General features: G+C 67.6%; 14 protein-coding genes. 8 read left to right on the top strand and 6 right to left on the bottom strand.

The window, feature by feature from the left end:
* Window positions 1–115 precede the first annotated feature (115 nt).
* Window positions 116–1238 (top strand): peptide chain release factor 2 gene (gene prfB, locus ACSVDD_RS24155; RefSeq protein ID WP_448191966.1). Its coding sequence is split into 2 segments (ribosomal slippage): window positions 116–184 and window positions 186–1238, totalling 1122 coding nucleotides; the frame shifts between segments, so codons are not numbered across the junction.
* Window positions 1239–1337: 99 nt separating this feature from the next.
* Window positions 1338–1652, top strand: coding sequence for a peptidoglycan-binding domain-containing protein (locus ACSVDD_RS24160; RefSeq protein WP_448191967.1), 315 nt, complete (start codon window positions 1338–1340; stop codon window positions 1650–1652).
* Between the two features lie 18 nt (window positions 1653–1670).
* Here ACSVDD_RS24160 and ACSVDD_RS24165 read toward each other — a convergent pair whose 3' ends face one another.
* Window positions 1671–2327 carry a glycoside hydrolase family protein gene (locus tag ACSVDD_RS24165; RefSeq protein WP_448191968.1) on the bottom strand — a complete coding sequence of 219 codons (657 nt, stop codon included), beginning with the start codon at window positions 2325–2327 and terminating at the stop codon, window positions 1671–1673.
* A 237-nt stretch (window positions 2328–2564) separates the two neighbouring features.
* On the opposite strand from ACSVDD_RS24165, the gene ACSVDD_RS24170 reads away from it, so the two are divergent.
* Window positions 2565–3329 (top strand): histidine phosphatase family protein, encoded by a 765-nt coding sequence (locus ACSVDD_RS24170; protein ID WP_448191969.1) that lies wholly within the window; start codon window positions 2565–2567, stop codon window positions 3327–3329.
* Window positions 3326–4222: an NAD(P)H-hydrate dehydratase gene (locus ACSVDD_RS24175; protein WP_448191970.1), complete on the top strand. Its 897-nt coding sequence runs from the start codon at window positions 3326–3328 to the stop codon at window positions 4220–4222. Before ACSVDD_RS24170 ends, ACSVDD_RS24175 begins: the two co-directional genes overlap by 4 nt.
* Before the next feature lie 371 nt (window positions 4223–4593).
* Here the strand turns inward: ACSVDD_RS24175 and ACSVDD_RS24180 are convergent, their stop codons facing one another.
* The 4 genes from ACSVDD_RS24180 to cysQ all read right to left on the bottom strand — a co-directional run bounded on the left by ACSVDD_RS24180 (window position 4594) and on the right by cysQ (window position 7758).
* Window positions 4594–5193, bottom strand: a complete 600-nt coding sequence (locus ACSVDD_RS24180; RefSeq protein ID WP_448191971.1) for a hypothetical protein — start codon at window positions 5191–5193, stop codon at window positions 4594–4596.
* Window positions 5190–5720 carry a Panacea domain-containing protein gene (locus tag ACSVDD_RS24185; RefSeq protein ID WP_448191972.1) on the bottom strand — a complete coding sequence of 177 codons (531 nt, stop codon included), beginning with the start codon at window positions 5718–5720 and terminating at the stop codon, window positions 5190–5192. The genes ACSVDD_RS24180 and ACSVDD_RS24185 overlap by 4 nt, the downstream gene beginning before the upstream one ends.
* A gap of 462 nt (window positions 5721–6182) precedes the next feature.
* On the bottom strand, window positions 6183–6980 hold the full coding sequence (locus ACSVDD_RS24190; protein ID WP_448191973.1) for a ferritin-like domain-containing protein: 798 nt from the start codon (window positions 6978–6980) through the stop codon (window positions 6183–6185).
* A gap of 1 nt (window position 6981) precedes the next feature.
* The gene (cysQ, locus tag ACSVDD_RS24195; RefSeq protein WP_448191974.1) at window positions 6982–7758 is read right to left on the bottom strand and encodes a 3'(2'),5'-bisphosphate nucleotidase CysQ; all 777 of its coding nucleotides are present in this window, start codon (window positions 7756–7758) and stop codon (window positions 6982–6984) included.
* Between the two features lie 87 nt (window positions 7759–7845).
* Between cysQ and ACSVDD_RS24200 the strand changes: the two genes are divergently transcribed.
* A complete protein-coding gene (locus ACSVDD_RS24200; RefSeq protein ID WP_448191975.1) occupies window positions 7846–8337 on the top strand; it encodes a GNAT family N-acetyltransferase in 492 nt (163 codons plus the stop codon).
* A 166-nt stretch (window positions 8338–8503) separates the two neighbouring features.
* Here the strand turns inward: ACSVDD_RS24200 and ACSVDD_RS24205 are convergent, their stop codons facing one another.
* A complete protein-coding gene (locus ACSVDD_RS24205; protein WP_448191976.1) occupies window positions 8504–10825 on the bottom strand; it encodes a xanthine dehydrogenase family protein molybdopterin-binding subunit in 2322 nt (773 codons plus the stop codon).
* Window positions 10826–10924: 99 nt separating this feature from the next.
* On the opposite strand from ACSVDD_RS24205, the gene ACSVDD_RS24210 reads away from it, so the two are divergent.
* The 3 genes from ACSVDD_RS24210 to ACSVDD_RS24220 all read left to right on the top strand — a co-directional run bounded on the left by ACSVDD_RS24210 (window position 10925) and on the right by ACSVDD_RS24220 (window position 13098).
* Complete coding sequence (locus ACSVDD_RS24210; RefSeq protein WP_448191977.1) at window positions 10925–11614, top strand: SOS response-associated peptidase; 690 nt, start codon at window positions 10925–10927, stop codon at window positions 11612–11614.
* A gap of 7 nt (window positions 11615–11621) precedes the next feature.
* On the top strand, window positions 11622–12167 hold the full coding sequence (locus tag ACSVDD_RS24215) for a thermonuclease family protein (protein WP_448191978.1): 546 nt from the start codon (window positions 11622–11624) through the stop codon (window positions 12165–12167).
* A 151-nt stretch (window positions 12168–12318) separates the two neighbouring features.
* Window positions 12319–13098 carry a response regulator gene (locus ACSVDD_RS24220; protein WP_448191979.1) on the top strand — a complete coding sequence of 260 codons (780 nt, stop codon included), beginning with the start codon at window positions 12319–12321 and terminating at the stop codon, window positions 13096–13098.
* Window positions 13099–13167: the final 69 nt, after the last annotated feature.

A 13167-nucleotide genomic window follows, 5' to 3' on the forward strand; every position in this document is an offset into this window, starting at 1 on the left:
CAGGCCGGGCGGGTGGCTGTGCCGTTCGTTTTGGGGGTGCAATGGCAGGCGCGAGGCGCTACATAAACGGCCGAAATATTCCGTTCCAACCCCAGGCTGACGAGGAGGTACCGCTATGCGGGCCGAGATCGAAGCGGCCGCTGGCGAGATCAGAGAATCGCTGGCGCTGCTGAGGAGGCATCTTTGACTGGGACAATGCACTGCGGCGTCTCGACGAACTGAACGCCCTGGCCGAGGACCCCAAGCTCTGGGACAACCCGGACAAGGCTCAGACGATCATGCGCGAGCGCACCCAGCTGGAGACCTCGGTGTCCGGCTACCGGGCGCTGGAGCGCGACCTCAGCGACAGCCTGGACCTGATCGAGATGGGCGAGGCGGAAGGTGACGAAACCGTCGTCGCCGACGCCGAGAAGTCGCTGTATGGCCTGCGTGACCGTGCCGGCAAGCTGCAGCTGGAAAGCCTGCTGTCGGGCGAGGCCGACGCCAACGACTGCTACGTCGAGGTGAACGCCGGTGCCGGCGGTACCGAGGCGCAGGACTGGGCTCTCATGCTCATGCGCATGTACACGCGCTGGGCCGAGCAGCACGGCTACAAGACCGAGTGGCTGGAAGAGAGCGCTGGCGAAGAGGCCGGCATCAAGTCCGCCACCGTGCAGATCAAGGGCCACAACGCCTATGGCTGGCTCAAGACCGAGGCCGGTGTGCACCGTCTGGTGCGCATCAGCCCGTTCGACAGCCAGGCGCGCCGCCAGACCAGCTTCGCCGCCGTGTCCGTGAGCCCGGTGATCGACGACAAGATCCAGATCGAGATCAACGAGAAGGACTGCCGCATCGACACCTTCCGCGCGTCGGGCGCCGGTGGCCAGCACATCAACAAGACCGACTCGGCGGTCCGCATCACCCACTTGCCCACCAACATCGCGGTGAGCTGCCAGCAGGAGCGTTCTCAGCACAAGAACCGCGCCAAGGCGTGGGACATGCTGCGCGCCCGCCTGTACGAGCGCGAGCTGAAGATCCGCGAGGACGCCGCGGCGGCGCTGGAGGCCACCAAGTCCGACATCGGCTGGGGTCACCAGATCCGCTCCTACGTCCTGCACCCCTACCAAATGGTGAAGGATTTGCGCACGAACGTGGAGACGTCGCAGAGCCAGGCGGTGCTCGACGGCGACCTCGATCAATTCCTGGAAGCGGCCCTTGCCTCCCGCATCAAGGGCCAGGGCGACGAGGAAGCGGCGTAAGGTGGTCTCTTTACCCTCCCTTGGCTCCGGCCGGGGGAGGGTGGGGGCAACGCTCTCCCCAAAGGACTCCGCCTTCCGCTCCCCGACAGAGGCCCCACCATGCCCCGCACCCTGATCGCGTCCGCGCTGCTGCTCGCCGCCACCGCCACGCCGGCCCTGGCGGCGTCCAAGTGTGGCGCGCGTGGCATGCCGCCGCAGATGTACACGGCCTACGTCGCGGACGCGCAGCAGCAACTGGCGGAGCACGGCTTCAATGCCGGCACCGCTGACGGCAAATTCGGCGCCCGCACGCAGTCGGCCATCCGCGCCTACCAGAAGAAGGCCGGCCTGCCGGTGGACGGCTGCGTTACCAAGGAACTGGTCGACCACCTGCATTTCGCCCAGCCGAAGGTGTACGGCGGCTCGAAACGCTGAGCCGCCGTCCCCTCATCGTCAGGCGATGCCCATGGCCGCTGCGGTCTTCGGGCCGACGACGCCATCGGCGACCAGATTGTGGGCGGCCTGCCACGCCTTGACCGCGGCGCGCGTGGCGGGGCCGTAGCTGCCGTCCGGGGTGGTGCCGACCACCTTCTGGATGGCGCGGACCCGGTCGTCTTCGCTGCCCTCGGGGGCCGCGACCGCCCCGGTCTGCTGCGGGCTCCAGGCGCCGGTCTGGAACAGCGAGGCTTCGGCGGCGCGGCGGGCGACGAGGCCGGGCAGCGCCGTCTTGACACCACCGACCGTGGCGTTGACCCACTTGCCGAACTCCCCGGCGGCACCGTCGAAATTGCCGGCGTTCAGGAGCCGCAGCAGTGTGGAACTGGCGAGGCTGCCGCTCCCCAGATTGAAGACGAACGACGCCAGCGCGCCGCGCTGTTGCGGGTTGATGCTGACCTTGACCAGCTTGTCCACCGATGCCGCCGCGTCCGTCAGATCGTCCGTCAGGAATTGCACGGCTTGGGCGGCGGTGATCGTCTCGCCCATCGACACGCCTTCGGTGTGGCCGTAGCCGATGGTCGGCACCCCGGCCGGGCATTTGTAGGCGGTCAGACGCTGCCCCTCGAAATATTTGACCAGATCGATGGCTTCCTGACAAACCGGCTGTGTCATGCTGAACTCCCGCGTGTGGAATGTACCTTACGCGAAGAAGAGCAGGGCAACCGGGGTGGCGCAACATCCAATGAGTTTGATGCTGGTGCACGGTTCGCATTTTGGTAGGTCCGCGTCCTCGGGGCGATGATTTCGGGCCGAGTGTGTCCGGCGATCCGCTCTGCGTGCCGCGTATGCAGAACTTCCTCCGCCTTTTGCCGTTAATCGGGGGCAGGCAACGGCAGGGCGGTGATCATCATGCTTCAACGCTGGCCCCAGCGGCTATGGGTGGTCCGGCACGGCGAGAGCGCCGGCAACGTGGCGCGCGACGCCGCGCATGCCGCCGGCCTCACTCACATCGACATCGAACACCGCGACGTGGACGTGCCGCTGAGCTCCGATGGCGAGGAGCAGTCGCAGGCGCTGGGCCGCTGGTTCGCGGCGCTGCCGCCGGACGAGCGGCCGGACGTGGTGCTCACCTCGCCCTACGTTCGCGCCCGGCGCACGGCGGAGATCGTCCAGGCCGGCGGCGGGCTGCGGGTGGAGGTCGCCGACTTCGTGGTGGACGAGCGGCTGCGCGAGAAGGAGTTCGGCGTCCTCGACCGCCTGACCCGCCTCGGCATCGAGCGGCATCACCCCGATCAGGCGGAGTTCCGCCGCATCCTCGGCAAGTTCTACCACCGCCCGCCGGCCGGCGAGAGCTGGTGCGACGTCATCCTGCGCCTGCGCAGCGCCATGGACACCATCAGTCTGCATTACGGCGGGCGCCGCGTGCTGATCGTCAGCCATCAGGTGGTGGTGCTGTGCATGCGCTACCTGCTGGAGAACCTGGACGAGGGGCAGATCCTTGCCATCGACCGCGAGGGCGACGTGGCGAACTGCGCCGTCACCGAGTACGCCTTCGATTCCGCCGCCTCCAGCACGGGGCGGATGGAGCTGCGCCGCTACAACTTCGTGGCGCCCCTGGAACGGGCCGGCGCACCGGTGACCGACGCCCCCGACGCCAACGTGGCCGCGCGATGAGCGCCCCGACCCGGATCACGCCCGATCTGCTGCGCGGCATGCCGCTGCCCGATCCCGGCGGTGATGGCGACAAGGAGACGCGCGGGCGAGTCCTGGTCATCGCCGGCAGCGTCGAGGTGCCCGGTGCGGCGCTGCTGGCCGGCACCGCGGCGTTGCGGGCGGGGGCCGGCAAGTTGCAGATCGCCACGTGCCGCAGCGTCGCCCCGCACCTCGGCCTCGCGGTGCCCGAAGCGCTCGTGCTCGGCCTGCCCGAGACGCCGGCCGGCGGCATCGCGCCCGAGGCGGCGGAACAGCTGGCTGAGGCCGCCGAGCGTTGCGACGCTGTGCTGCTTGGCCCCGGTATGATGGACCGCGAGGCGACGGCGGCGCTGACCGCGGCGCTGGTGGAGCGGCTGGAGGCACCCGTTCTGGTGATCGACGCCGGGGCGCTGACCGGCCTGGGCGAGGTGCGGGACGCGCTGAGCCGCCGCGCCGGCCGCACGATCCTCACGCCGCACGCTGGCGAGATGGCGTCCCTGTGCGGCATCGAGCGGGACGCGGTGGAGAGCGATGCACTGGGCACGGCGCGTCCGCTGGCGGCGGGGTTCCAGGCCGTGGTGGCGCTGAAGGGGGCGTGCACCTGCATCGTCTCGCCGGCCGGGGAGGCGTGGAGCTACGAGGACGGCAACGTCGGCTTGGCGACGTCCGGTTCCGGCGACACGCTGGCCGGCGTGGTGGCGGGTCTGGCGGCGCGCGGCGCCGACCCGGTGCGGGCGACGATCTGGGGCGTGCACCTGCACGGCGAGGCCGGCAACCGCCTCGCCCGTTCGCGTGGGCCGCTGGGGTTTCTGGCGCGCGAGCTGCTGGCGGAGATTCCGGCGCTGATGGCGGAACTGGGGCGTCAGGCGGGTTGAGCGGCGTTTCCGGCTGCCGAATGGAACAGTTTGGAACGCTGTGAAACACTTTGCGCTGGGTGTTCCATTCGCCCGGTCCCGCGCGGGCGCATGTTTGGTGTTTAGGGCGTAAATCCTAGCAAACGGCGCGGCGTTTGGCAACAGGGCTGCGAGGGAGTTGCTGAGCGACGGTGGTTTCTGGCGCAATAGGTGCGCTTGTGGGTTGCTGTGATGTTCATTTCCCGCTGTAATCCGGCGCGAAGAGGTGTGCGGACACATTCCGGTGCAGGGTAGCGCGGAAGCCTCGCTTTTAGACGAACGACGTCGGCCACAGGAAGTTTTTAGGTAGCTGTCCGGTTTCGATTTCGCGCGCACCGTGTCGCGCCTCAAGCTTACTTTTTTGGCCGCTCCCAAATGTTATCGACAATCTTCATAGTGAGATTGTCTTTCCCTGGGAGAAAAAGGCCGCGTATAGCAAAGCCTACCAGTCCAACTGCGCTGGCAAACGTCCCTCCCGCAAGTACAACCAAAACCTGCGATGGTAAGTGAGCATATGACCCCGCCACCGAGTGCCAAATCAAAATTAAAAACACAAGACTTGTAACAACCCATAAATAAATGAATGCTTGCTTCGAATGTTGTTCTCGCATTGTGCGTGTTGATTGCGCGTCTTCATGTATGTTTTTCAAAATTCCAAGCATGGCAATTTGAAGCTCCTGCTTGCGCGCGTCGTCAAGCATCTCGTTGGCTTCGATGACGGCCTGTCGGCCTTCCGGTGTAACGATCTCTCTTAGGATTTCTGCTTGTGCAGCGTCATTAATGATAGTCTGGACGCTATTGATGTTTTGTAGTTTCTTCGCGGGGGCTTGTTTGGCTTTGGTCGAGGTTCGGCGTAGACGTGGAGTGGGCTTTTGCTGATCCGCGGGGAATTCTGTGGCAGTCGGCGCTATTACCGTCGGCCTTTCCGTGCTATCGCCGTCCGCGCCCGTCACTGCGTCCCAGCTCCGCCAGATCTAGCGCGATGCAATTCGCGGTAATGGTTCTTGATATCGTCGTTTTCTATCGCAGAATTCAACCCTTCAATATAGACGTTGGACCACGGCGTGCCGGGTACATGGGTCATGGCTGACAACTGGAACGCATTGAAGTTCTTGTAGCTATTCCAGACTGCATCCAAAATATTGCTCTCGCTTGGCGTGAGCGATTCTTTTGTAGCAGAGCTTTCGTTCTCCCAGTCCCTCTGCAGGAAGAGCTTACTGAAGCCTTGCCCGCCATCCGCAAAGGCACGGATGGGGCCGCTTCCATATACCTTAAATTCGTCCCACAGCTCTCTTATGACTGGGCCGTGGCGCCAAGCCTCAACCCTTTCTTGGATAAGGGGCAGGTCCGTCAAAGCCAGTGTCCAGCCGTGTGCTATATACACAAGCTTAAGAACATTCATGGTCGTAAGGAAGCGGCCTTCGGATCTGGCTCGATCCAGAAAGTAATTGGCGATTGCCTTTGAGCTATGATTGGGCATATCCCTCTCCCGTCCTTCCGTCGGCCGCTTAGCGTCTGACTTCATTCAGGCCGAATAGCCCCTGCCACACAACGCGTGTTCACACATTTAAAAGCGGCTCAACCTATACCGCGTTCTTGATCTGATCGCACCTACATAATTTGGTTAATCGCGTGGCAAAACAACCCAGCCCAACGTCAACGGAGCTATGCGCTTTGGCCATTCTGCCAGCGCCCACCACTTCTTACGAAGCGGTAACCCGCCATGCCGCAATAGCCTCTTTCCCAACCCGCTCCACCAAATCCGCCGCAGTCTGGACGCGGAGTTGTGCGCCAGCTTCCCCAAAAAAGATGGGCGGTGCGTGCGTTGCATATCCTACGGGCGCTGACGGTCGCAGAGCGCTGGATGCCAAATGGGAAAGTGTTCTCGTCGAACGGATCGCCGCGCTCGAAGCGGTGGACGCCGCCGTCCACTGACCGCGCCTTACCCCTCCGCCAGCGGCGCGTAGAACTCCGGGCCGAAGTCGGCGCGTTGCCGGCCCTCCACGTTGAAGGGCGGCTTCAGCGAGCCCTTGAAGTGCCGGCGCACCAAGTCTTGCCATGTCTCCACCGGGTCCACCCCGCGCTCGGCGCACAGGTGGCCGAACCAGCGGCGGCCGGAGGCGACGTGGGTGATCTCCTCCTCGAAGATCACGTGCAGGATATCCGCACTCTCGGTGTCGCCGACCGCGCGCAGGCGGCGGACGGTGTCGGGGGTAACGTCCAGGCCGCGGGCCTCCAGTACCATGGGCACCAGCGCCAGCCGTGTCGCGAGGTCGTGGGCCGTGCTCTGCGCCGCCTGCCACAAACCGTCGTGAGCGGGCAGGGCGCCGTAGCCGGAGCCCAGCGCGTTCAGCCGCGTCTCGATCATGGCGAAGTGGCGGGCCTCGTCGTCGGCGACCTGCACCCAGTCGTCGTAGAAGCCCTTGGGCATCGGCGTGGCGGTGAAGCGCGCCAGCAGGTCCCAGGCGAGGTCGATGGCGTTCAGCTCGATGTGCGCCAGCGCGTGCAGCAGCGCCAAGCGGTTCTGCGCGCTGCCGCCTTTGCCGCGCTTGGGCATGTCGCGCGGCAGGCGCAGTTCCGGCCGGTCCGGGCGGGCCGGACGGTCGGGCGGGGCAGCCTGGCCGACTTGCGTGATCCGGCCCTCGCGCCACGCGGCGGCGTGGTCGCGGGTCAGGCGCACCTTGTCCAGCGGCGCGGCGGTGGTCAGCACCGCCAGCGCAGCCTCGCACAGGGTCGTCACGTCAGCCGCCGTAGGCGACGAAGTGCGGGTTGCGGAAGTCCGGCTTGCCGTAGGCCAGCGCGTCCGCTCCGGTGCCCGCGCACACCCGGCCGCCGGCCGCCAGCAGCACGGCGTGGCCGGCGGCGGTGTCCCATTCCATGGTCGTGCCGAAGCGCGGGTAGAGGTCGGCCTTGGCCGCCGCCACCGCGCAGAACTTCAGCGACGAGCCGCAGGAGATGCGCTCCTTCACCGTGTAGCCGGCCAGGAAAGTGTCGGTCTCGCCGGGATCGCCGTGCGAACGGCTGGCGACCACGGTCAGGCCATCGGCCGGCGGCTGACGGACGGCGATGGGGTAGTCGTGCCGCCCCTCGATCCAGTGCACGGCGGTGCCGGCCCCGGCCCCCGCGTAGAGGTCGCCGGTGGCCGGCGCGTACACCACGCCCAGCACCGGCACGCCCTGGTCGATCAGCGCGATGTTGACGGTGAACTCACCGTTGCGGTTGATGAATTCCTTGGTGCCGTCCAGCGGGTCGACCAGCCAGAAACGACCGCCCGATACGTCTGGAATGCGGCCGGCGGACACCTCCTCCTCCGCCACCACCGGCACACCGGGGGTGAGGTGGTGGAGCGCCGGCAGGATCACCGCCTCGGCGGCCTGGTCGGCCTGCGTGACCGGGCTGCCGTCCGCCTTGGTGGCGATGTCGAAGCGGCCGTTGTAGAAGCGCAGGATTACCTGGCCGGCCTCGTGGGCGATGGTGCGGACCGTCGGCAGCAACTTCGCCAGCGCGGGGTCGGTCATGATGTCCTCCGAATTCACTCGTCATAAAACCATAACGCGCCGAGGGTGTGCCAGGAAGCACTTGGTGCGTCGCGAAAGGAGATGGCCATGACGCCAGCGTGGCGGCCGATGGCGCCAGCCGACCTCGACACGGTGCTGGCCGTGGCCTCGGCGGTGCATCCCGGCTATCCCGAAGCGCCCGCGGTCTTCGCCGAGCGGCTGAAACTTTATCCGGCCGGCTGCCGCATGGCGGAGGTCGCCGGGGTGGTGGTGGGCTATGCGGTGATGCATCCCGGACGGCTCGGAAGCCCGCCGGCCCTCGACTCGCTGCTGGGGGAATTGCCGGAATCGGCGGACTGCCTGTACCTGCACGATGTGGCGCTGCTGCCGGGGGCGCGGGGGAGCGGGCTGGGCGTGGCGGCGGTGGGGTGCGCGAGCGATCTGGCGGTGCGGGACGGGGTGGGGTGGCTGGCGCTGACTTCGACGCCGGAGGCGCGGGGATATTGGGAGCGGCGGGGGTTTGCGGCGACCGCCGGGCAGCCGGTGGAGCTGGCGTCGTACGGCGGTGGGATGACGTACATGACACGCCGGGCGCTTTAATTCCCTCCCCCAGCCCCGCTGAGGGAGGGTTAGGGTGGGGGCAACGGCCTTTTTGGAAGACAAGGTTCGGTGGGCCGTGGATTCTCGGCGAGACCGCTGCCCCCACCCTCCCGCGTTCCGCGGCTCCCTCCCTCCCCCGCCGGAGGCGGGGGAGGGTGAAAAAGGCCTACTCCGCCGCTCGCGCGCTCCGGCGTTCCTGGATGATGCGCCAGAGGTATTCCGGCGTCGCCGGCATATCCACATGCTTGATGCCGTACTCCGACAGCGCGTCCACCAGGGCGTTGATCGCCGCGGGCGGCGCGCCGATGGCGCCGGCCTCGCCGGCCCCCTTCATGCCCAGGGCGTTGGTGGTGCTGGGCACGCAGTTCAGCTTCACCTCGACGAACGGCAAATCTTCGGCGCGCGGCAAGGCGTAGTCGGTGAAGGACGCGCTGAGCATCTGGCCGTTGCCGGGGTCGTACACCACGCGCTCGTGCAGCGCCTGTCCCAGTCCCTGCGCCACGCCGCCGTGGATCTGGCCCTTGACCAGCGCCGGGTTCACCACCGTGCCGAAATCGTCCACGACGGTGTAGCGCACCACCTCAACCCCGCCGGTGTCGGGATCGACCTCCACCTCGCAGATGTGGCAGCCGTTGGGGAAGGTGCTGGCGGGCGGGCTCCAGCGCGCCATCTCCGAGAACGCCACGGTGCCCACCCCGGCCGCTTTCTCGGCCACCTGCTTCAGCGATACCGAGCGGTCGGTGCCGACGATGGTGAAGGCGCCCTCCTTGAACTCCACGTCCACCGCCGCCGCTTCCAGCATCTCGGCGGCCAGTTCGCTGGCCTTTTCGACCACCCGCCTGGCGCTTTCGGACAGCGCCGCACCGCCCACCGGTACCGAGCGCGAACCGCCGGTGCCGCTGCCCCAGCTCACCCGGTCGGTGTCGCCCTGCACCACCTCGATGTCCTCGGGCGCCAGCCCCAGGCGGTCGGAGAGGATCTGCTTGTAGGCGGTCTCGTGGCCCTGGCCGTTGGTCTGGGTGCCGATCATCAAAATGGCGCGGCCGTCCTTGAGGATGTCCACCGTCGCCTGCTCCGGCCCGCCGCCCGAGCACGCCTCGATGTAGGTGCTGAGGCCCACGCCGCGCCGTTTGCCGCGCCGTTTCGCCTCGGCCTTGCGGGCGTCCAGGCCGGCCATGTCGGCCATGCCCAGCGCGTCCTCGAGATTCTGCCGGAAGTCGCCGCTGTCGTAGGTCTGGCCGAGCGGCGTGGCGTAGGGCATTGCGTCGGGCGGGATGAAGTTGCGCCGCCGGATCTCGGCGGGGGAGAGGTTCAGGCTGCGGGCGGCGTGGTCGATGATGCGCTCCAGCACATACGCCGCCTCGGGCCGGCCGGCGCCGCGGTAGGCGTCCACCGGCTGGGTGTTGGTGAAGGAGCCGCGCACCCGTACGTGCAGGGCCGGCGTCCGGTAGGAGCCCACCAGCATCGCCGTGCCGCCCTCGGTCGAGATGAACGGCCCGTAGTTGGACAGATACGCGCCCAAGTTGGCGACTGTGTCCACCTTCAGCCCGAGGAAGTGCCCGTCCTTGTCCAGCGCCAGCTTCGCGCTGGTGACGTTGTCGCGGCCGTGGTCGTCGCTGAGGAACGCCTCGACGCGCTCCGAAATCCACTTGACCGGGCGGTTCAGCTTGCGCGCGGCGTACAGGCAGACGACGTATTCCGGGTACATGAAGAGCTTCATGCCGAAGCCGCCGCCGACGTCGCCGGTGACGACGCGGAACTGGTCCTCCGGCACGTGGAAGATGCCCTTGAGCTGCGTGCGCAGCCCGTGCACGCCCTGGCTGGAGACGTACAGCACCAGCCGCCCGGTGCCGTCCTCCACGGCGCCCAGGCAGGCGCGGCCCTCCATGGGGCTGGCGACCACGCGGTTGTTGATCACATCCAGCGACACCACGCGGTCGGCCTTGGCGAAGGCGACGTCTGTGGCGGGCTCGTCGCCGGTTTCCCAGTCGAAGCACAGATTGCCCGGCGCCTCGTCCCACACCAGCGGTTGACCGGGCTCCAGCGCGCCGGCGGTGTCGGTGACCGCGGGCAGCTCGTCGTAGTCCACCATGACCAGTTCGGCGGCGTCGCGGGCGGCCTCTGCCGTCTCGGCCACCACCACGGCCACCGGGTCGCCGACATGGCGCACCCGGCCGCGGGCCAGCGCCGGGCGCGGCGGCGCCTTGTAGGGCGAGCCGTCGCGGCTCTTCAGCGCGAACTGGCAGGGGATCGGGCCGATGCCGTCGGCGTCCAGATCCTCCACCGTGAAGATCCCCAGCACGCCGGGCAGGCCGCGCGCCTCCTGCGTGTCGATGCCGCGGATCGCCGCGTGCGCGTACGGCGAGCGGACGAAGGCGGCGCAGGTCTGGCCGGGCAGGGACACATCGTCGGTGTAGCGTCCGCCCCCGGTGAGGAGGCGGGCGTCCTCGGTCCGGGGAACCGCCTGGCCGATGCCGAACTTCTGCATGGGGGTAGCCTCGCTGCGCGGGTTTGGGCACCCCCGAAGATAGGCCACGGCTTGGCAAACGCAAACCCCGTCCCAACATCGTGGGGCATGTGCGGCCGAATGCTTCTCACCACCCCCGTCGCCGAACTCCAGAAGCTCTTTCACTTCCCGGAGGCGCCGAACCTCGCCCCGCGCTGGAACATCGCGCCGACGCAGGACATCGCCGCCGTGCGGGTGGAGGAGGACGAGCGTCATCTGGCGCTGCTGCGCTGGGGCCTCGTGCCGCACTGGGCCGACGATCCGTCCATCGGCAGCCGGATGATCAACGCGCGGGCCGAAACGCTGGCCGACAAGCCGGCTTTCCGCACCGCGTTCCGCCGGCACCGCTGCCTCATTCCCATCGACGGCTTTTACGAGTGGAAGACGCTGGAGGGCGGCAAGCGCAAGCAGCCCTACGCCATCCGCCGCCGCGACCGCACTCCGCTGGCGCTCGCCGGCCTGTGGGAGAGCTGGGCGGGGCCGAAGGGGCAGCCGCCGCTGCCGCAGCCCATGCAGAGCGCCACCGTCGTCACCACCACGGCCAACGCCGTGCTGCGTCCCATGCACGACCGCATGCCGGTGGTGGTGGAGCCCGAGGATTGGGGCCTCTGGCTCGATCCCGCCGCACCGCTGCCGATGGTGCAGGATCTGCTGCGTCCGGCGCCGGACGGCGATCTGGAGGCCTACCCGGTCAGCACCCGCGTCAACAGCGTGCGCAACGACGACGAATCCTGCATAGTCCCCTTCGATGCTCTGCCCACGCTGTTCTGAGATTCCCATGATCGCACTGGCCGTCCTGCTGACGGGCGGGCCGATGGTCTGGCCGGCTTGGGGCGCCACCGCGTCCAAGGGCGGCACCGGGAGCAAGGAAGGCAAGTTCTCCGCCGTTCCCAACACGCTGGTCAAAGGGAAGGGGCGGGCGGTGGAGGGCGATCTGCTGACCGTCAACGGCGTGGCGGTGCGGCTGATGGGCATCGACGCCCCCGACCCTGGCCAAAAGTGCAAGAACCGCTACGGACATGAATTGGACTGCTTCCGCGTCGCCACCGACGTGCTGGCCAGCCTGATCAAGGACGAAGAGGTGGAATGCACCGTCGCCGACGAGGACCGCAAGCGCCAGAAATACGGCGAATGCCGGGTGCGCGGCGTCGATCTGGGGGGCGCCATGGTGTCGCGTGGCTGGGCCTTTCCGTTCCGCGGCCTGACCTCGGCCTATCAGTCGAGCGAAGCCTATGCGCAGAGCAAGAAACTGGGCCTGTGGGCCGGACATGTGGAAAAGCCGTGGGAGTGGCGGTCGCGGCAGTTGCGCGAGCAGGCACGCTGAACATGCCTTCGGAGACCTCTGCCAACGGGATAGCGGCCTTGAGCTTTTTTTCGGTTCGTAGAGCCCCGGCGCCGTGCTAGGTTAATGCAAGGTTAAAGATTTGTTATCGGGGCGCCGCAAGGGCGCCGGCTCCGGCACGAGACATCCGGCCATGCGAGTCTATGCACGCCAACTGCAAGACCATCTCCCCTACTTGCGGCGCTACGCACGCGCGCTGACGGGGGCCACCGACCGCGGCGACGATCTGGTTACCCGTTGCGTCGAAGTGGCGATGATGGCGCCGACCCGTTTCGGCCTTGCGGAGGAGTCGCGCGTGCCGCTGTACGCGCTGTTGAACCTGCTGTTCGACGAGGACGGCAGCGGCCAGCCGGCCCCGTCGCCACACCCCATCGAGCGGGCGCTGAGCCTGTTGCCGGAGGTGGAGCGGCGCGTTTATCTGCTGGTGGCCTTGGAGGACCTGTCGTTGCCGGACGTGGCGCAGGTGCTGCACATCAACCCGGCCGAGGCGGTGCAATTGCTGATGCAGGCGCGCAACGGCGTGCGCAGCGCGCTCACCCAGCGCGTATTGGTGGTCGAGGACAACCCGATCCTGGCGCTGGAGATCGGCTCGCTGGTCACCGACATGGGCCACGTGGTGTGCGGCACCGCCGCCACCGAGCGCGAGGCACTGGAACTGGCCGAGGCCGAGCGGCCGACGCTGGCGCTGCTCGACGTGCGGCTGGCCGACGGCGACAACGGCATCGAGGTGGCGCGGGCGTTGCGCGCGCAGAAGGCGTTGCGCACGATTTTCGTCACCGCCTTCGATGACGAATTGCTGGAGCGGGACGCCCGCCATTTGGGGCAGGTGGTTCGCAAGCCGTTCACGGCGGATGCGGTGAAGGCCGCGATCTCGCGCGCCGTGTTCATGCCGACGCCCGTCGCCTTGGCATAAGCCCAAACGAGCCACCGAAACGCAACAAGGGCGGCCTTTCGCGGCCGCCCTCGTTTTTTTGCCGCCTTG

It is taken from the genome of Azospirillum terrae (assembly GCF_053470425.1).